The sequence below is a fragment of the Bacillus sp. BD48 genome, assembly GCF_046566805.1.
Taxonomy (GTDB): Bacteria; Bacillota; Bacilli; order Bacillales; family Bacillaceae; genus Bacillus; species Bacillus safensis.
This window is the reverse complement of the sequence record NZ_JANGFM010000006.1, coordinates 157,968-176,354: the sequence shown is the minus strand read 5'-3', so window position 1 is coordinate 176,354 and position 18,387 is coordinate 157,968. Positions and strand designations below refer to the sequence as shown.

At 42.4% G+C, this 18,387-nt stretch carries 18 protein-coding genes; 8 read left to right on the top strand and 10 right to left on the bottom strand.

Annotation, left to right across the window (positions count from 1 at the left end):
- Positions 1–141 precede the first annotated feature (141 nt).
- The gene (locus ACLGGR_RS17420; RefSeq protein WP_410973569.1) at positions 142–2,028 is read right to left on the bottom strand and encodes an ABC-F family ATP-binding cassette domain-containing protein; all 1,887 of its coding nucleotides are present in this window, start codon (positions 2,026–2,028) and stop codon (positions 142–144) included.
- A gap of 132 nt (positions 2,029–2,160) precedes the next feature.
- On the opposite strand from ACLGGR_RS17420, the gene ACLGGR_RS17415 reads away from it, so the two are divergent.
- A complete protein-coding gene (locus tag ACLGGR_RS17415) occupies positions 2,161–3,234 on the top strand; it encodes a tetratricopeptide repeat-containing glycosyltransferase family 2 protein (protein WP_410973568.1) in 1,074 nt (357 codons plus the stop codon).
- Between the two features lie 179 nt (positions 3,235–3,413).
- Positions 3,414–4,805: a branched-chain amino acid transporter BcaP gene (bcaP, locus tag ACLGGR_RS17410; protein ID WP_142946389.1), complete on the top strand. Its 1,392-nt coding sequence runs from the start codon at positions 3,414–3,416 to the stop codon at positions 4,803–4,805.
- 36 nt (positions 4,806–4,841) lie between these two features.
- Here bcaP and ACLGGR_RS17405 read toward each other — a convergent pair whose 3' ends face one another.
- Positions 4,842–5,075: a hypothetical protein gene (locus ACLGGR_RS17405; RefSeq protein WP_008344178.1), complete on the bottom strand. Its 234-nt coding sequence runs from the start codon at positions 5,073–5,075 to the stop codon at positions 4,842–4,844.
- Positions 5,076–5,081: 6 nt separating this feature from the next.
- Positions 5,082–5,339 carry a hypothetical protein gene (locus ACLGGR_RS17400; RefSeq protein WP_003213975.1) on the bottom strand — a complete coding sequence of 86 codons (258 nt, stop codon included), beginning with the start codon at positions 5,337–5,339 and terminating at the stop codon, positions 5,082–5,084.
- A 65-nt stretch (positions 5,340–5,404) separates the two neighbouring features.
- On the opposite strand from ACLGGR_RS17400, the gene ACLGGR_RS17395 reads away from it, so the two are divergent.
- Entirely contained in the window at positions 5,405–5,884 is a 480-nt protein-coding gene (locus ACLGGR_RS17395; protein ID WP_024424582.1) for an Hsp20/alpha crystallin family protein, read from the top strand.
- On the opposite strand, the gene ACLGGR_RS17390 is transcribed toward ACLGGR_RS17395, so the two are convergent.
- Positions 5,865–6,092, bottom strand: a complete 228-nt coding sequence (locus ACLGGR_RS17390; RefSeq protein ID WP_410973567.1) for a hypothetical protein — start codon at positions 6,090–6,092, stop codon at positions 5,865–5,867. The two genes, ACLGGR_RS17395 and ACLGGR_RS17390, sit on opposite strands and share 20 nt — an antisense overlap.
- Positions 6,093–6,175: 83 nt before the next feature.
- On the opposite strand from ACLGGR_RS17390, the gene ACLGGR_RS17385 reads away from it, so the two are divergent.
- Complete coding sequence (locus ACLGGR_RS17385) at positions 6,176–6,532, top strand: hypothetical protein (RefSeq protein WP_142946391.1); 357 nt, start codon at positions 6,176–6,178, stop codon at positions 6,530–6,532.
- 5 nt (positions 6,533–6,537) lie between these two features.
- Here the strand turns inward: ACLGGR_RS17385 and ACLGGR_RS17380 are convergent, their stop codons facing one another.
- Positions 6,538–7,953, bottom strand: coding sequence for an SLC13 family permease (locus tag ACLGGR_RS17380; RefSeq protein WP_410973566.1), 1,416 nt, complete (start codon positions 7,951–7,953; stop codon positions 6,538–6,540).
- A gap of 262 nt (positions 7,954–8,215) precedes the next feature.
- On the opposite strand from ACLGGR_RS17380, the gene pbp4 reads away from it, so the two are divergent.
- Both pbp4 and ACLGGR_RS17370 read left to right on the top strand, forming a co-directional pair.
- A complete protein-coding gene (pbp4, locus tag ACLGGR_RS17375) occupies positions 8,216–10,255 on the top strand; it encodes a penicillin-binding protein PBP4(5) (RefSeq protein ID WP_410973565.1) in 2,040 nt (679 codons plus the stop codon).
- Between the two features lie 146 nt (positions 10,256–10,401).
- Entirely contained in the window at positions 10,402–11,640 is a 1,239-nt protein-coding gene (locus ACLGGR_RS17370; RefSeq protein WP_142946394.1) for an MFS transporter, read from the top strand.
- Positions 11,641–11,821: 181 nt separating this feature from the next.
- On the opposite strand, the gene ACLGGR_RS17365 is transcribed toward ACLGGR_RS17370, so the two are convergent.
- The 5 genes from ACLGGR_RS17365 to rfbF are packed head-to-tail and all read right to left on the bottom strand — an operon-like array spanning position 11,822 to position 16,603.
- Positions 11,822–12,751 (bottom strand): putative nucleotide-diphospho-sugar transferase, encoded by a 930-nt coding sequence (locus ACLGGR_RS17365; RefSeq protein ID WP_142946395.1) that lies wholly within the window; start codon positions 12,749–12,751, stop codon positions 11,822–11,824.
- The gene (locus ACLGGR_RS17360) at positions 12,752–13,942 is read right to left on the bottom strand and encodes a glycosyltransferase family 2 protein (RefSeq protein ID WP_410973564.1); all 1,191 of its coding nucleotides are present in this window, start codon (positions 13,940–13,942) and stop codon (positions 12,752–12,754) included.
- Entirely contained in the window at positions 13,939–14,850 is a 912-nt protein-coding gene (locus ACLGGR_RS17355) for a putative nucleotide-diphospho-sugar transferase (protein ID WP_410973563.1), read from the bottom strand. The genes ACLGGR_RS17360 and ACLGGR_RS17355 overlap by 4 nt, the downstream gene beginning before the upstream one ends.
- Before the next feature lie 12 nt (positions 14,851–14,862).
- Entirely contained in the window at positions 14,863–15,834 is a 972-nt protein-coding gene (locus ACLGGR_RS17350) for a GDP-mannose 4,6-dehydratase (RefSeq protein WP_410973562.1), read from the bottom strand.
- A 4-nt stretch (positions 15,835–15,838) separates the two neighbouring features.
- Positions 15,839–16,603 (bottom strand): glucose-1-phosphate cytidylyltransferase, encoded by a 765-nt coding sequence (gene rfbF / locus ACLGGR_RS17345; RefSeq protein ID WP_142946399.1) that lies wholly within the window; start codon positions 16,601–16,603, stop codon positions 15,839–15,841.
- A gap of 353 nt (positions 16,604–16,956) precedes the next feature.
- Here rfbF and ACLGGR_RS17340 point away from each other — a divergent pair, with 353 nt between their 5' ends.
- A complete protein-coding gene (locus ACLGGR_RS17340; protein ID WP_072367870.1) occupies positions 16,957–17,106 on the top strand; it encodes a DUF1540 domain-containing protein in 150 nt (49 codons plus the stop codon).
- A gap of 200 nt (positions 17,107–17,306) precedes the next feature.
- On the top strand, positions 17,307–18,386 hold the full coding sequence (locus ACLGGR_RS17335) for a DUF3900 domain-containing protein (RefSeq protein ID WP_410973561.1): 1,080 nt from the start codon (positions 17,307–17,309) through the stop codon (positions 18,384–18,386).
- Position 18,387 lies beyond the last annotated feature (1 nt).

Below are 18,387 nucleotides of genomic sequence, written 5' to 3'. Positions count from 1 at the left end.
AAGGAAGAATCCATTTATTAGCACAACGCTTAACCAAGTCCTCTTATCAAAAAGAACTGTAGAGCTTCTCTACAGTTCGAAATAGTTGATCAAGGACTCATTAAGAGCACTTCGTTTTATTTTTGCGGTTTGTCGATACAATTAATTACTTTCTAATTCCTCAATCATCATAGACAGTTCTGTCCAGCGGTCCATTGCTTGTTCTAATTCTTCCGCGACGGCTTTTTGTTCGTCCATCAGCTCTTGAATTTTTCCAAAATCACTGCCTGCCTCTGCAATGCTGGCTTCAAGCTGCTGATGTTTTTCCTCTAATGCCTGTATCCGGTCTTCAATCCCGTCCCATTCAAGCTGGTCTTTATAAGAAAGTTTTTTTCTCTTTTTAGGTGCGGCTTCTACTTGTTTCTCAGCAGGCTTTGTCTCTGTCCGCTTCTGCTCTTTTTCCTGTTCCATATAATCGCTGTAAGCACCTTGGAAGTGTGAAATGCGGCCATTTCCTTCAAAGACAAGCAGGCGGTGAACCACTCGATCTAAGAAATATCGATCATGGGACACGGTGATGACGACGCCAGGGAACTGCTCTAAATAATCCTCTAAAATACTGAGGGTCTCTGTATCAAGGTCGTTCGTCGGCTCATCTAAAAAGAGAACATTCGGCTCTTCCATTAAGACCTTCAATAAGTACAATCTGCGGCGTTCTCCCCCTGACAGCTTACGAATATACGTCCGCTGCATCGATCTTGGGAAAAGGAAGCGCTCCAGCATCTGTTCTGCTGTGACAATGGCGCCATCAGACGTCTTGACGATCTCAGCTGTTTCCTTGATATACTCAATGATGGTCAGCTCATCATTCATTTCCTTGTGATCCTGCGTGTAGTAACCAATACGAACGGTTTGTCCAATGGTCAATTGTCCTGAGGTCGGTTCGATTTTACCCGCTAAACAGTTCAGTAAAGTAGTTTTGCCGACTCCATTCGGTCCAATAAATCCGATACGATCACCCGGCACAACTAAATCTGTAAACCGCTCCACAAGGGTCTGGCCAGCAAATGAAATCGATAAGTCTTCTGCCTCTATCACTTGTTTTCCCAAGCGGTGCGAGCCGATGGCAAAATCAAGCTCTCCCTTCGCATCAGGTCCTTTTTGATCCTTCAGCTCTTCGACTCTCCCGATACGTGCTTTCTGCTTTGTCGTTCTTGCTTTTGCTCCTCGCCTGAGCCATGCTAGCTCTCGTCTAAGCAAGTTTTGACGCTTCGTTTCTTTCACCTGAGCTTCTGCTTCTCGCTCCGCTCTCTTTTCTAAAAAGACTTCATAATTTCCTTTATACGTATAAAGCTGTCCTTGATTTAACTCATAAATCCGATTGGCCACCCGGTTTAAGAAATAACGATCGTGCGTCACGAGAATGACAGCACCGCTATATTGGCTTAAGTATCCTTCAAGCCATTCAATGGTGGCATTATCAAGGTGGTTGGTTGGCTCATCTAAAATCAGCAAACCTGCAGGCTGAATTAAATTTTTAGCAATGGCGACACGCTTCTTCTGTCCGCCTGATAATGCATGTACAGAGCGGCCCACATCTTTCACGCCAAGCTTTGTCAAAATCGTTTTTGCTGAAAGGTTCGCATCCCAAGCGTCTTCCTGATCCATTCGGTTTTGCATGCGCATCAGCGCCTCTTGTTTTGCCTCATTTTGCGGGTCATGCTCTAAATCGGCGAGTGCCTGTTCATACGCCTTCATCGTTTGAATCATTGGTGCCGTTCCAGAAAAAATGTAGTCAAGAATCGTTTCATTTCCGGTCATTTCAGGATCTTGCTCAAGAAATTCGATATCAAGTGTCCCTGCTTTCGTGATGTCACCTTCCTCAAACGATTCAAGTCCTGCGATAACCTTTAGAAGCGTTGACTTCCCTGTTCCATTTGGTCCAATCAAACCAATGCGTTCCTTCGGTTCTATATGAAAAGAAATATGATCAAACAGCGTTTTCTCGCCATAGGTTTTATATAATCCTTCAACATTCAATAAACTCATTTTATCAGCCCTTACATAGATTCTTCCTTTATTTTAAATCAGCCAGTAGCAGAAAACTAGTTTTAAAAAACCCGCTGCTGAAAAGAATGTTTCCTTTTGATGCTCGATACACTATGAAGAGGTGATCTAAAGATGATAACCATTAGCTTATGTATGATTGTGAAAAATGAAGAGGAAGTGCTGGCGGACTGTCTTTCTTCTGTTCAAGACATTGTCGATGAGATGATCATCGTTGATACGGGATCAACAGATCAAACGAAGGAGATCGCTCATTCCTTTTCAGCAAAGGTGCTGGATTTTGAATGGGTCCAGCATTTTGCAAAAGCACGTAATTTCGCTTTTTCCCATGCGACAAAAGAGTATATCTTATGGCTGGATGCCGACGATGTCCTACTTGAAGAGGATCAGCAAAAACTGCTTCAGCTCAAACAGACGCTTGATCCCGCAGTAGATGCCGTCTCGATGTTTTACCACGTTGGATTTAGTGAGGACGGTCAGGTGAATTTTAAATATAGAAGAAATCGGCTCGTCAAGCGTGCCTTGAACTTTCAGTGGTATGGAGCCGTTCATGAGTTTCTTCAAGTGTATGGAAACATCTTACCGGCTGACATCGCCGTCACCCATCAAAAGCGTAAGAAAACAACCGCTGGAGAGCCTGGGCGCAACTTGCGAATTTATGAAGACATGCTGGCAAAAGGAGAGGATATGACGCCCCGTGATCTCTTTTATTTTGCCAATGAATTAAGAGACAACGGACAGCATGTCAGGGCGATTCGTTTTTATCATGAATTTTTAAACACAAAACAGTGCTGGATTGAGGACGAAATTCGCACATGCCAATATTTAGCGGACTGCTATTATGCGGCAGGCTTTGAGGAAGCGGCCTTATCCTCATTATTACGTTCCTTCTTATATGATCAGCCCCGGCCAGAATTTTGCTGCCGGATCGGGGATCATCTAAAAATACAAAATAAACATCAGGCAGCCATCTTTTGGTATGAGCAGGCGCTGAAGGCTCCTGAAAATGAAACAGCCTTCACACTTACACAATATAAAACATGGTATCCTCATCTTCAGCTTTGCTACTGTTATTATCAGCTCGGCGATCTGGAGCAAGCCAAAACACATCACCTTGCCTCATCCGCCCATTACCCGACTCATCCAAGTGTGCTGTACAATGAAAAAATATTTGCTGAACAGACATAGATCGTCTGACACACATCCGCCTTCGATCTTCCGGCGGATGTCTCTTTTTATACACTTATTCGGTTGTGACGTTCAACACTTTAGTGATTTAAAGCGTTTTTCAACCAATTGACTAAATTGTCTTTTGCGCATATACTAACATTCGTCTTACGAAAAGATTTATCCATTAGGAGGTCAACATGAGTTCTTTATTTCGAAAAAAATCTCTCGACCAGCTCATGCTTGAAAGTCAAACGAAGCGGCTCAGCCGTTCCTTGAATACGTTTGATTTAATCTTGCTTGGCATTGGCTGTGTGGTCGGGACTGGAATTTTTGTCATTACGGGGGTTGCTGCGGCAAATGATGCGGGACCTGCGATTATTATATCTTTTATTTTGGCTGCGATTGCATGCGCCCTTGCTGCTTTTTGCTACGCTGAATTCTCCTCGTCCATTCCTGTGTCAGGAAGCGTCTATACGTATTCCTACGCAACACTTGGGGAATTTCTCGCCTTCTTAATGGGCTGGGATCTCATGCTTGAATATGTCATTGCGCTCTCTGCTGTAGCAAGTGGATGGTCGTCCTATTTTCAATCACTGCTCAGCGGATTCGGTCTGCACATACCGAAGGCTTTATCAGCTGCACCTGGAGCCGCTGATGGGGCCGTCTTTAACCTTCCAGGCGCACTTATCATTTTGCTCATCACCTTTATCGTCTCACGAGGCGTCAAAGAAAGCACAAAGCTGAATAACATTATTGTGCTGATCAAAATTGCCATCGTCCTTCTCTTTATCATTTCAGGCTTTGCTTACGTCAAACCTGAAAACTGGACACCGTTTATGCCAATGGGATTTGAAGGCGTGGTCGCAGGCGCAGCAACGGTCTTTTTTGCTTACCTCGGATTTGATGCAATCGCCAATGCATCTGAAGAGGTTAAAAATCCGCAAAAAGCAATGCCAATTGGGATTATGGGAGCGCTCGGGGTTTGTACCATTTTATACATCGGTGTTTCCTTTGTCTTAACAGGCATGGTTCACTATACGAAACTAAATGTCAGTGATCCTGTCGCATTTGCTCTTCAAGTCGTTGGCCTAAATAGTGTGGCGGGTATCATATCAGCCGGTGCCATTATCGGGATTACAACGGTACTCATTGCCCTAGTATATGCACAGGTTCGCTTAACCTTTGCGATGAGCCGCGATGGACTTATGCCAAAGGTTTTCTCAAAGGTTCATCCAAAATCACAAACACCTGTTACCAACACTTGGCTGACAGGTGCAGTCGCAGCATGTATCGTAGGTTTTGTGAATTTGTCGACGCTTGCGAATTTAGTCAGCATCGGTACACTTGCAGCCTTTACGGTGATTTCCATTGCGGTCATCATTTTACGGAAAAAACACCCGAATGTGACAGCAGCATTTAAAGTGCCATTCGTGCCTGTGCTTCCGATTATCAGTGCGATCATTTGTATCACACTTGCGACAACACTTTCTTGGGTCACATGGAGAGCCTTCCTCATCTGGATCGCCATCGGTGTTGTTGTTTATTTCACCTATGCAAGACGAAAAAGCCATCTCAATGAAACACATTAGAAAAGAGACACGGGGATTCCCGGTCTCTTTTTTTGCTTAAATCACGCTGTTTTTGACTGAATTTGAGTCCACCATATCTGGATCTAACACGCTTGAAATCGGAATGACAAGCGGTGAACAATCTCCATTGTCCTCACCAAAACCTTGATTCAATTTCATCGAGAGAAAATAATCAATCTGCTGATAAGGTCCTAGCGTCAGTGATGCACCTCGATCCATTGCATTGATTTTAAAAGCACCGACATTGACGACTGAGGGTGAGAATAACATCACACGTCACTTCCTTTGAATGGGTTTAGCTGCTGGCGAAAAAGAGGCAGGTGAGTCCACTTGATCTCGATCATCTACATGGCTTTTTGTACCGACAAAACCGCTGGCATCTCCAAAATTCTGTCCGTAACCCTGATTTTTTTTATCTGAGTTTTGCCACTCTGCTAACAAATTTTGTCCGACATTCACCGCCGACGCATTTTCAAAGGAATTAATTTTTAACATGAAAATATTAATATTGATATACGGAGTTGGTTGAACCACAGATAAACCTCCTTTTTATAGGTATATGCAAGCACCCATCAAGTATGTTAACGGGAGGTCTTCACATGGACTTCGAAAAAATGAAGCAGTGGATGGATATTGCCCAGCAAATGCATGGAGATGATTTTTGGAAAATGATCTTCGATGATGAGCAAAGATCCCCCTTTATGGCAAACGGTCCATCTCCATTTACATTCACACAGCAGGATCAGCGGGGATCAGATGCGTCGTTTCCACCAATCGACATGGTAGAAACCCATGCAGAAATTCAATACTTAATTTACTTGCCTGGCTACAGAAAGGAAGATGTGCAGGTGTTATCATATGGTGAATATTTGGTTGTGAAAGGACAGCGTTTTTCTTTTTTTAACGAGCAGGACTTTCGCCAAAAGCAAGGGAAGTATGGTCCGTTTGAAAAGAAAATCCGCCTTCCAGAAATGATTCTTGGTCAAATGAATGCTGCCTTTAAAGACGGTGTACTTTACATCCGTCTGCAAAAGGATGAAGGAAAGGCGACTGCTATCATCATAGATGACGAATATTGATACTCACTGCGTCTATTTGATCACGATCATCAATTGTTTCAATCGGCAGGATCGTGATCACGCCATCAGCATTCTGTTCCCCAAAGCCATTGTTTCGTTTGATCGTACTGCAATGATTGCGAACAAACGTCGAGCTAAACGTCATAGATGATCCTGTGCCAATTGAATTCGTTTTCATATGGGCAATGTGAATCTGAGTAGGCAGCATATGATTCTCCCCTTTCTTGTCATCTCTATAAGTATATACCGGGCAGCTTTTCCATAGACTAGAGCAAGGCGGAAGAAAAGGTTGTGGTCTACTTGAAACATTTCATTCAATCACTCTTTAAAAAAACTGAATCCAATCCATCCCCATCTGTCATTGAACTAGAAAAAAGACTCGCTGCTCTTGAGCAAAAAATGTCTGCACCAGCTGCTCCTGTCTCAGAGGATACACACATCCATATCGAATCCCTGCGCGTGGACAAAATTGATTACCACTTAGAATTTGGGGAGCTTTCTATTGACCAGCTTCAAGGCAGGCTCAATATTGGGGCAACCTATTACACGCCAAAGGAAACGCGCATCAAAAAGTCCACACAAGCACCGAAGCCAAAAGAAACAAAAACACCGGTCGTCTCGATTCGATCAAAGCCTTCCTCTTCTTAAGACGCTCAGCTTTTCAGCACAATCGGCAGCCAGAAATAAACCGCAAGAACAATCACCACAATACTGATGATATTTAACCAAAAACCCGCCCTGACCATATCAGATATTTTCAGCACGTCCGCACTAAAGACAGCGGCGTTTGGCGGTGTGGAAATCGGCAGCATAAACGCACAGGAGGAAGCCAAAGCAGCCGCGGCCATTAAACCATACGGCTCGATTCCGATCGCAAGCCCAAGCCCTACCGTAATCGGAATAATCATATTGGCAACAGCCGTATTTGACATAATTTCAGTCATAAACAGAATCGCTCCCGTTAAAATAATCAACAGCATGATATACGAAAGCCCGTTTAAATGCTGTAAATTTTCTCCGATCCATCCTGTTAGATTGGTTTCTGCAAAGCCAGTAGCGAGCGAAAGCCCTCCTCCAAACAAAAGCAAAAGTCCCCACGGCAATTCCTTCATATCCTGCCATTCTAATATTCTCTCTCCATTTGTTGCTGGAATGAGAAACAACAGCATGGCACCGAAAATGGCGATAGACGTATCAGATACAGTCACCCCTCCAAACAAAAAGAGCTTAAAAATCCATAAGAACGCCGTCATGAGAAAAACAACAAATACCCATTTTTCCTCTCTTTTCATTTTTCCTAGATCCTCTAATCCTTTTTGAATGAACGCTGCACTCATTTCACCTTTGTGCTCTACCTTGAACTGTACCCTCGTCAGATACAAAAATAAGAGAATGAGCAGAATCATCGCAACAGGAAAACCAAACAAAAACCATTCGAAAAACATAATCTCTCGATCTAGCAGTTTTTTTGACATCGCAGCAAACACCGCATTTGGCACAGACCCGACAAGTGTCGCCAAACCACCTATTGAAGCTGAATACGCTACCGACAATAAGATGCTTTTACTGAATCGATCGAGAGATGGACCAGATAAAATTTCATTTGTCTTAACCTCTTTAATCACTGCAAGTGCCACTGGCAGCATCATTAGTGCTGTCGCTGCATTCGAAATCCACATAGATAAAAAAGCAGTCGCGATCATGACACCTAATACGATGCGGTCACTTCTTGTGCCAATCACCCTCAAAATGTGTAAGGCCATTCTTCTATGTAATTTCCATTTTTCAATGGCAATTGCGATCATAAATCCTCCCATATACATAAAGACGATTGGATCTCCATAAGACCTTGATGTCTGTTCCATAGAAAGCCCGCCAAGTGTCGGCAGAAGGATGATGGGCAATAAAGATGTAGCAGGAATGGGAAGTGCTTCAGTCACCCACCATGTGGCCGTCCAAGCCGTAATGCCCAAGACTACCCTCGCAGCATAGGTCAATTCATCTTCAGGTATGAGAAAAAGAACGATTAAAAAGAGTGTCGGTCCAAGAACAAGTCCAATCAAATTCACCTTTTTATAAACGATAACAATTCCCCCTAATGAAAGCGCTTGTCATATTTTTTCTAATTTTCCACATTCGATGATCTTTTAAGAAATCCTTTAAATCATAAGAAAAAATGAAGATATATTTCATTAGGAATAGCTGTTATTTTACTCCCATTACCCAAACCATGACTTGATCCCTTGGTCTATTTTCATAGGAGAAACTATACAAATCATGACCAATCACTGTAAAATATAGAGGATCTAATCAAAAATTGAGGTGTTTTCATTGTATACGGATCAAAAAAAATCATTTTGGAAACAGAAAAAAGTCATCATCCCTCTTCTTAGCATCATCGTCGTTGCTGCTGCTTTCTTTTTCTTAAAAGATACTCTTTTCTCAAAAGAAAAAGAGGCTTTAAAAGCCGCTCAAAACTTTACGAAACATATGGAGAAGAAAGACTTTACGAAGCTGGCAGATGAGGTGACAAGTGCATCTTTGAAAGCCAATGACTTTTCAAAAAAACAACTAGCCGAAAAATACGACAATATTTTCAACGGCATTGGTGCTTATGATCTGAACATATCAAAGCTCAACGTTGAAAAACAGGACAAAGGAAATGGATATCAATTTTCTTATGATGTAACGATGAAAACGTCTCTTGGCAAGCTGCATAAGCTGTCTTACAAGGGTATTCTCTCCGAAGAGGATGACAAGTGGAAAGTGGACTGGAAACCAAATCTCATCTTCCCGCAAATGGAGAAGGGAGATACCATCAAGGTCAAATCAGACCCTGCTGTCCGCGGAAACATTGTTGACCGAAAAGGACGTACACTGGCAGAAACAACTGGTGGAAACGCACTTGGCATCATCCCAGGAAAGCTCGGAACAGGTGAAGAAAAAGAACGCAATATCAAAAAAATCAGCAAAGCTTTTGATATAGAGGAAGAACTAATCAACAATCAGCTGAAACAAGCATGGGTCACAGACGACACGTTTGTCCCGCTCAAATCGATGTTAAAACAAAAGCCAATTCCAAAGGACATAAATGGCGTCACCTATCAATCAAAGGAAATGCGCTACTATCCATATAACGAAGCCGCCGCTCATCTCACCGGGTATGTCGGAAAAGCAAATGCGGATGATATCAAAAGAAATCCAGCATTAAAAGCGGATCAAATCATCGGCAAAACCGGACTTGAATTTACATTTGATAAAAACTTACGCGGCCAGGATGGCGGAAGCATTCTCATCGTCCATGATGAAACAGGCATTGAAGAAACTTTACAAAAATCAGCTCGAAAAGATGGAAAAACAGTGAAGCTGACGATTGATGCATCTTTACAGAAAAAAGCCTATGATCAGCTGAAAGGTGAAAAAGGGGCCGTCACGATCATGAATCCATCATCTGGTGATCTATTAGCACTTGTCAGCACCCCTTCCTACGATGTCAATCTCATGACAAACGGGATTACACCTAAGCAATATCAGGCATACAGTGAAAACCCAGACCTTCCATTCCAAGCTCGATATGCGAGCCGGTATGCACCAGGATCCACATTCAAAACCATTACAGCAGCCATTGGGCTGGAAACAGGTGTCACAAAGCCTGACAAAGTGCGCACCATTCACGGACTGAAATGGCAAAAGGATCAATCTTGGGGAAATTACCGCATCACACGGGTTCACGATAAAGAAAAAGTAAATATGGTCGATGCCCTTGTGTACTCAGACAATATTTATTTTGGACAGGAAGCACTCGAAATCGGCAAAGACACCTACGAGAAAAAAGTGCAAGCATTTGGATTTGGCGAAGACTTACACATGCCATTTACAATGAAGCCTGCACAAGTATCGAACGATGGTATTCAATCGGATATCTTACTGGCTGACTCAGCGTATGGGCAAGGCGAATTACTCATGTCACCGATTGAACAAGTACATGCCTATTCTCCATTTGCCACGGGAGGCAAGCTTGTCTACCCTCGAGTGATTCAAGATGAAAAAACAGCATCACCAAAACAAATCATCAAAGAAGACTCGGCAAACACAGTGAAAGACGCATTGACTAAGGTCGTGACCAGTCCAAACGGGACAGCCCACTCCTTACAAATTGAAGGAGCGGATATTGCCGCTAAAACGGGAACGGCAGAACTAAAGAGCAAACAAGGTGCAACAGACGGCACTGAAAATGGATTTTTACTTGCGTTTAATCCTAAAAAAGAAGATTACGTCCTCGTCGGCATGATCGAAGGTGTGAAAAACCGCGGCGGCAGTGGACTCGTCGTTCAAAAAATGAAGCCTGTGATCGCTTCTTTTTATAAATAACCCTTAGAGACACACGCTTCATCAAGCGCTTGTGTCTCTTTTTTTCTAAATCATGACAATTTGCTATTGTTTTATAGTTCACCTTATGAATAAAATGAGAAGAATGCAAAAATCAGAAAACAGATAAATGAAGGGAGGAAGTCTCATTGGCCATTGCTGCTCGTACAAAGGATAAACCTCAACATTCTGTTACTGGCTCAACGGTTTATCCCATCTTATTGATTATTGGAATTTGTCATATGCTGAACGACACATTGCAAGCCGTTATTCCTGCGATGTTCCCTATTTTAGAACGATCAATGGGGCTGACCTTTACACAATTAGGGCTGATTGCCTTTACATTAAATATGGTCTCCTCCGTGATGCAGCCTGCTATTGGGTGGTACACAGATAAACGGCCGATGCCTTATGCGCTTCCGATTGCTTTATTTTCAAGTGCTGTCGGTATATTCGGACTCGCGTTTGCTCCATCCTTTGCCACCATTCTGCTTTGTGTTGTCTTTATCGGACTTGGCTCAGCGATCTTCCATCCAGAGGGCTCCCGTGTTGCCAACATGGCAGCTGGTCCAAGACGAGGACTTGCACAGTCCATCTATCAAGTAGGCGGGAATACAGGTCAAGCCTTTGCTCCGCTTATCGCTGCATTAATGCTCGTCCCGCTCGGTCAGACAGGCGTGGCGTGGTTTACGATTGTCGGAATGATGGCGGTCGGTTTCCTTCTTTATATTTCAAGATGGTACGCAGGAAGGCTTCAAACCATTCGGGCCCAAGCGAAAAAAGCTCCTGCAAAAGCTGCCAGATCTGAAATTCATCGTAAATCAGCACTCATTGCACTTGGCATTATCGTCTTTCTCATCTTTGCCCGCTCTTGGTATGGAAATGCCATTTCAAATTTCTATGCGTTTTATGCGATTGAACAATACGGTTTGACGATTAAAGAATCACAGACTTATATTTTCTTATTTCTTATTCTAGGTGCAATTGGGACATTTTTAGGCGGGCCGCTTGCAGACCGATTTGGAAAGAAAAACGTCATTTTAGTTTCCTTATTGGCATCCTTCCCACTTGCCCTGCTGCTGCCATTTGCCGGACCCGTTTTTGCTTATGTTTTACTCGGGCTGATTGGGCTCATTTTGACATCAAGCTTCTCTGTCACCGTGGTTTATGCCCAAGAACTATTTCCCGGGAAAATTGGCACAATGTCTGGTTTAACTGTTGGGCTTGCGTTTGGTATGGGTGCCATCGGATCGGTTGCCCTCGGCTCATTCATTGATGCCTTCGGCTTAACGCCTACCATGATCGGTGTTGCCTTTTTACCGATATTAGGCATCCTAGCCTTCTTACTTCCTAGCGACCAAACCATCTCCAAATGGAATGAATCATAAAAAGAAAACCGCTCAATAAAATGAGCGGTTTTTTTCGATTGGTATTTTAGCACTTTTTCTTCTTTTCAGCGTGATAGAAAACCTTTGCAGCCCTAGGAAGGGCGAGCACCGGAGCGCAGACCTGACAAAGAATGCGAGGGTTTGTCTACACGCTGAAACCGCTCAATAAATGAGCGGTTTTTCATTTCTCATAAAAATGCGTGTCAGGAACATGCTTCTTCGCAATAAATCCTTGCTTAAATTCTGGAAATACCTTTTGCACCTGTTTAATCTTTTGATGAACCAAGTCAGCATACGGAATATACAAATGATCCACAAGCTTCTGTTCTTTCATATAATAATACCAATTAAGGTTAAAGGTATTCTCATCAATGATCGTAAAGGCAGAAAAATGATAGAACAAGAGTGGACATTCGTCGAGATACATATCTCCTTTTACAACTGAAAGCTTGTAGTTTTCAATATTCCAAATCGCCGCATTGGCTCCTTTAGATGCAACGATATGAACCCCTTCAAAATCATCAACCCATCTTTCCACATACCGCTGATCTCCATACGTCTTTTTTTCTGTATCCATTTCTACTGTACAATGTGCAAGACAGTTTTCTTTCCATTGCGTGACTGCCTGTTTGGCAACATCTGTGTTACGGCAGCCTACAAACCCAGTATTAAAGCGTCCAGACAACTCATAAAAATGATAGAACCTCTTGGAATTCATATGGTCCGTCAAAAATAAATGAGCGCTTGGATTCTCTGCAAAAATTGCCTCTGGATCATGATAAAAATACAAATCCGTATCCAGATGGGCAAGATAATCCGCATCTGAGGACTCAAGAATTTTAAGCAGAAAAGCAGGCTTTAACGTCCAGCAATACTCATGAAACGTACGATCTTCTTTTGCCTTTCGCAGCGTGTCATCTTCAATGTCCTCAAGCTGTTCATATTGAACATGCGGGTGAGGGAACTCCCTTAACACCTGATAAGCCAAAGGGTCTGCACATAAAACGGACAGCTTGAATGCATGAGCGTTTTGTTCAAGCGAATGAATCAGCGCCAAAAGCTTAAAGACATGGGTATTCGACACAATGGTTGTAAAATGATAAGACGCCATTTAAAACACATCCACTTGGAACAAATCAACACGTAACAGCTCTTTCGTCAGCCCTTGAATGGCTTCTACAAGCACCATGCAGCCATACTCCTGACGTGCAAGCTGAGCCGCTTCTGCCAGCTTTTTCAAAGGAACATGCTTGGCTGTCAGCATATCTTTTTTATCCCGCTTGATGCCTACATTCCGCTCTGTGATCAAATGAAGCAGCTCTAAAAAATAGGATAACAGGTCATCAAATGCTGAATTCTCACGCAGCTGCCGAACTTCTTTCACAATATCATTTGTCACAGTGTGAGAAAATGGACCAGAGAAAGCCAAATGGACATCAATGGCATCAATATAATTGTACTTCTCACACATATACAAAATGTTGTATTTGATGTCATCAAATGACGTTAAATTACTTGGATGCTCTTGATGCACACTCATGATATCCTCTCGCAATTCAAAGGAGAGACCAAGCTGATTCAGTCGAATCCCTAAATCATAATCCTCAAATCCGTACCGAACGATATTTTCATCAAACATCCCCAGTGCAATGACATGCTTACGTTTAACAGAGGAGTTATTTGTAATAAAAAATCGCCATGGCAGCTCATAAGAACCTAAATCATATTGGTACGTTTCCAAAATGTCTTTCAGGATATCAATAAACTCAGACTGCAAATCGAAGCTTTTCTCTAGAAATGCACCATTTTCGACTTCTTCCATTGATAAAAGAGGCGTTTTGTCCTCCATTTTCCGTTTATACAGCCCTTGCTTTTTCAATCGCTTCATATGTTCCTTATCAAATGCTGTGTAAAAATAACGATAAATCCGCTTCCAGCACACACCGCAAATGACAAGATCCTCCCTGTCAGCATGGGCATCTGCATGCTTTTGAATAAATCTCGGTTCTGCCAACATATCACTGTCATGGAAAATGAGCAGATCTCCCTCCGCCTCGCGAATGGCATGATTACGCCCCTTTGCAATTCCTTGATTGACAGGAATACGCACCTTTTTAAACGGGAAGTTCACCTCAATGTTCTCAAGCATTTCCATCGTGCCATCCGTTGAGCCATTATCGGCAACAATGACCTCAAATGGAATATCTGTTTCCTGAAGCGTTAAGGAAAAAAGGCTTCCTTCTAAACGCTCTTTGGCATTATAGCTAGGAATAATGACGCTTACCTTTGGCTTATCGTTCATGCGTCATCCTCCTCCCGTTTGGCATAGCCGTTAAACAGCGGATCGACCTGTTCTACAGATTCAATCACATGACGAAGCACTTCCCGATAGGCTTCTTGGAAGAACGGCAGGTCATTTCGTCCTTTTTCATGAATTTGCTGCATCTCATCCTTGCTCACAATCCGAAAGCCGCTGAAATGATAGCAAATGAGCGGGTGCCCATCCTCGAGAAGAATACGTCCATTCTCCTCCCGATAAGAATGCTGCCCATAGTTCCAATGACCAATATTCACGCCTTTTGTCTCAATATCTTCTACTTTGTCAAACAGCCTCGGCATATGATCTAGATATCCTTGATCGCCAAACTTGCCTTCTCCCGGTGCATTTTTACATTCTTTTAGACATTCTTCTTTCCACCAGCTGAGGCATTTTCGTCCAGCTTCATCTCCTTTAAAATGCAGAAAGCCAGAGTTATAGCGTCCTAAAAGCTTCTGAAGCATCTTCACTTCCTCTGCATCAAAACTTGGAATGACAATATCCCCTCTCGAAATTAAAACAGAAGCATTCGGCTGATGTTGAAAAATAACCTGAGGGCTCTCATAAAAGAACAAATCCGCATCAAGATAGGTCACGCTCTCTGCCTGCTCCTGGTCAAATAACCACTCAATCCAAATCGGCTTTAAGGTCCAGCAATATTCCGATGCATCCCGTTCCTCTTTTTTCTCCAGTAGCTCTGGTGTTTCGAGCTCCCGTACATGAACAAGATCCACATGCGGGAAATTCATTTGATGAAGCAAATCAAATGCAGCATCATCCATACATAACGTCTTGATGACAGCATCATCTTCTACTTGCTTCAACGATAAGAAAAACGCAATGGCTTGATAAAGTCTTCCACTTGAAAGAACCGTACAATATATGCTGCTCATCTATTTACACCTCTATTTTTGAAAAAATTCGCGGTACCATTCAATCGTTTTCTCTAAACCTTCATCAATGGAGTAGTCAGGCTTCCAATCAAACAGCTTTCTCGCCTTCTCTGCCGATAAATATTGGTGCTTAATCTCATGTGTTCCTTGGTTCAAAATACGAGGCTTCAGCTCACTTCCCATTGCCTTTAAAATCTTATCCACAAGCTCAAGCACTGTCAGCTGAATTTCGTTACTAAAGTTAAAGGCTTCTCCCGCCAGCCCTTTTTCCTCCATCTTTTCAGCTAGCAGCAAATAAGCCTTCACTGCATCTTCAATGTAGAAGTAATCACGAATAAATGTACCGTCACTTCTAATTTCCGGCGCCTTTCCTTCTAACACAAGCTGAATGGTTTGCGGGATGATTCTGTTGAAATTCAAATCCCCGCCTCCATATAAATTACCGCAGCGTGTAATACAAACTGGAAGACCGTATGTGTTGTAGTACGTATGAGAAATGAGATCTGCACAGCTTTTCGAGACATCATACGGATGTTTCCCGTTTAACGGCATGTCTTCATCATATGGAAGCTGCTCTTGATCACCGTATGCTTTGTCACTTGATGCCACGATCACTCGTTTGATGAGCGGCTGTCTTCTGCAAGCCTCCAGCACATTCCATGTCCCTAAGATATTCGCTTCAAATGTAGAAACAGGATGTCTATTCGCGACCCCAACAATGGCTTGGGCAGCCAAATGGAAGACGGTGTCAATTTCATATTCTCCTAACGCACGTTCAATCGTCTGCATATCCTCTAATGCACCTTGCACCACATTCATTTTTTCAAATTGGCTGCCTTGATATAAATTCGATCGAGGCACCTGATCACGCACAAGCCCAGTCACGTTTGCCCCTTGATCAATCAATTCCTTAACGAGATAGCTCCCTAACAGCCCTGTACATCCAGTTACAAATACGTTCTTTCCATTCCAAAATCCGCTCATGCTGTCACCAAACCTTCCATGGTTGTTTTCCATCTGTCCACATGTCGTTGATTTCCTTCAGGTTTTTATACGTATCAATTGCTGTCCAAAATCCGTGATGCTCATAAACGGCAAGCTCTCCATCATTCGCCAGGTTTTGAAGAGGCTCTGCTTCGAACACGCATTGATCCTCGTCTGTCAAATAATCAAATACCTTTGGAGACAACACAAAAAATCCTCCATTGATCATCCCGATACTGTCTGTCTTCTCAGAGAAGGATTGTGCCATCCCGTTATACACCTTCAGTGTCCCGTACTGGGACTTCTTTTCAATTCCTGTGACAGTCGCAGCTGCTCCAAGATCCTGGTGACGTTTAAGCAAATGAAACATATTGATATTGGCCAATCCATCACCATACGTCATCATAAAGGTCTCATCACCAATGTAATCCTGTGCCTGCTTTAAACGTCCGCCTGTCATCGTATCTTCGCCTGTATCTAAAAAGGTGATTTTCCAGTTCTCCGATTTCCCTAATAGCTTCATTTCTCCTGTCGCCATATCGAGCTGCATGCTGTGGTGCTGCCAGTCGTAGTTCAGAAAATACTCTTTGATCTTCTCTCCTTTATATCCAAGCAATAGGATAAATTCGTCTACACCGTAATACTGATAGATTTTCATAATATGCCATAGAATAGGCCGATCTCCGATCATAGCAAGTGGTTTAGGAAGCGCTTGTGTGACCTCACTCATTCTCGTTCCCTTTCCTCCGCAGAGAATGACTGCTTTCATCTTCTCCCCTCATCTCTCTATGAAGATTTTTGATTAAAACCCTATCTTTATGCGGAAAATCAGTACATGTACCCTCATACTTTGTCCGACATCAGGTTTTGAATCTACTCTATTCATATGTCGAAATGAGAGAGTGTGCCACCTAGCATTTAACTATTTTTACAAATAAAAAAGAGCGAGATTCATATTCTCGCTCTTCCAAAGTTTCAATTGTATATTTTCAGGGTAGATGGTATGATAAACATGTGCATAACCAGCACAAACAGCCTCTTTCTACAAAGAGACTACTAGATTGAATGAATTCAAGTGGCAGCTTGCTTCATTCTCAATATGAATCACGGAGGTGAATTCCCATGGCACAAAACGTTCTTTGTGAAGTGAACTCTTGCCGTTTTTGGGCTGAAAACAGCTGTACCGCTTCTACCATTAAAATTGGTAAAAACACGATGACTGAAGTGACTCGCAATACTGAAACTGATTGCGAAACATTTGAAACAAAATAATCTATTTTTCTCTGAGATGAAGGAACTGGCAGGTTCCTTCTTTTCTTTTATCATTCTATCAAGAATGATAATTATTATCAAGTGTTTTTCAATAAACATTTCTCGGGAAATAATGACACGATATTTCTCCATTCGTTGACGATTTTCACTCCTTTTTCTATACTCAACATATCCGAAGAAGAAAAAGTGGTGACCAATCAATGGATTTTACGATACGTTTTCTCTCATTCTTTGTCGTTGAAATCGAAGGCAAAGATGAACAAGCAAATAAACGGTTTAAACATTATCAAACACTAGATCAAGAAGAATTTGAACAAAGTGAGCTGAAGGACTTTTTAGACGGCGAGCTGAAAAAAATCGTCAAACGAAAAGTGGACAGACATCCTAAATCTGAACAAGTACCGACCAAAATTGGTCGATTTATTGTAGAACCCGGTCATGAGCTCGATTCTAACCCAAACTACAATCTATTTCATCAAACGAGATTTGCAGATACAAAAGAATTGTTTAATGAATGCAGTGAACAGTTTGTTCGCACATATTTAGATACAAGTGCTGTCAGAGGCGGCGTTTTTTTAGTTGCTTCTGCTGCTCCTAAAAAGTATTTCGATGATTCCTTTGTCTTTATTATGAAATGCGATTTCGAACAGAAAGTGGCTTCTATCGCTGATACATCTACTTTGATCAGAAAAGTGGAAATGGCCATTACGACAAAAAACATGAAATCGATTCAATACCCGTTCATGCCAGAAGAGGGCATGACAGAGGAAGCTGAAGTGAAAATTCATCAATCCTCACACGCTCGTTATTTTGAGGATTTTTTGAAGTTCGTCGAATACGGTGAATCCATGCCTGAAATTATGAAATCACAGGTTATGAATATGGTACAGGAACAGGTTTTTGAAACATTACAGGATGAAAGTGAAGAATTAAAGCAGTTTGAAGAGGATCTTGAAATATGGGAAGCGAGTGAAAAGCGAGAAATTAGAGAAACACTCGATACAGAACAGGTCACGTTAGCGGCCTCCCATATTGTTGAACAAACCCCTGATATTACAATGAAAATGCGTTTAGGCGAAACGGAAATCAAAGGTCTTCTAGCAGACTTTGGCCACTCGATCCATATTGCAAAGGTCAACAATCGATATGTCGTGCTCGTTGAAGCAGACCAAATCGTCTTCGAAAAAGGAAGCACACCTGTTGAATTTCATAAACCAAATGGTTTAAAAGAGGTGGTCAGCCAGCTGACGCAAAAAGCCTATGATTCAGATGTAGAATAAG

Excerpts from the sequence above, each read along its gene's own strand:
- ACLGGR_RS17420 (WP_410973569.1), bottom strand. The coding sequence starts at position 2,028 with ATGAGTTTATTGAATGTTGAAGGATTATATAAAACCTATGGCGAGAAA.
- ACLGGR_RS17415 (WP_410973568.1), top strand. The coding sequence starts at position 2,161 with ATGATAACCATTAGCTTATGTATGATTGTGAAAAATGAAGAGGAAGTG.
- bcaP (WP_142946389.1), top strand. The coding sequence starts at position 3,414 with ATGAGTTCTTTATTTCGAAAAAAATCTCTCGACCAGCTCATGCTTGAA.
- ACLGGR_RS17405 (WP_008344178.1), bottom strand. The coding sequence starts at position 5,075 with ATGTTATTCTCACCCTCAGTCGTCAATGTCGGTGCTTTTAAAATCAAT.
- ACLGGR_RS17395 (WP_024424582.1), top strand. The coding sequence starts at position 5,405 with ATGGACTTCGAAAAAATGAAGCAGTGGATGGATATTGCCCAGCAAATG.
- ACLGGR_RS17390 (WP_410973567.1), bottom strand. The coding sequence starts at position 6,092 with ATGCTGCCTACTCAGATTCACATTGCCCATATGAAAACGAATTCAATT.
- ACLGGR_RS17365 (WP_142946395.1), bottom strand. The coding sequence starts at position 12,751 with ATGGCGTCTTATCATTTTACAACCATTGTGTCGAATACCCATGTCTTT.
- ACLGGR_RS17360 (WP_410973564.1), bottom strand. The coding sequence starts at position 13,942 with ATGAACGATAAGCCAAAGGTAAGCGTCATTATTCCTAGCTATAATGCC.
- ACLGGR_RS17355 (WP_410973563.1), bottom strand. The coding sequence starts at position 14,850 with ATGAGCAGCATATATTGTACGGTTCTTTCAAGTGGAAGACTTTATCAA.
- ACLGGR_RS17350 (WP_410973562.1), bottom strand. The coding sequence starts at position 15,834 with ATGAGCGGATTTTGGAATGGAAAGAACGTATTTGTAACTGGATGTACA.
- rfbF (WP_142946399.1), bottom strand. The coding sequence starts at position 16,603 with ATGAAAGCAGTCATTCTCTGCGGAGGAAAGGGAACGAGAATGAGTGAG.
- ACLGGR_RS17340 (WP_072367870.1), top strand. The coding sequence starts at position 16,957 with ATGGCACAAAACGTTCTTTGTGAAGTGAACTCTTGCCGTTTTTGGGCT.
- ACLGGR_RS17335 (WP_410973561.1), top strand. The coding sequence starts at position 17,307 with ATGGATTTTACGATACGTTTTCTCTCATTCTTTGTCGTTGAAATCGAA.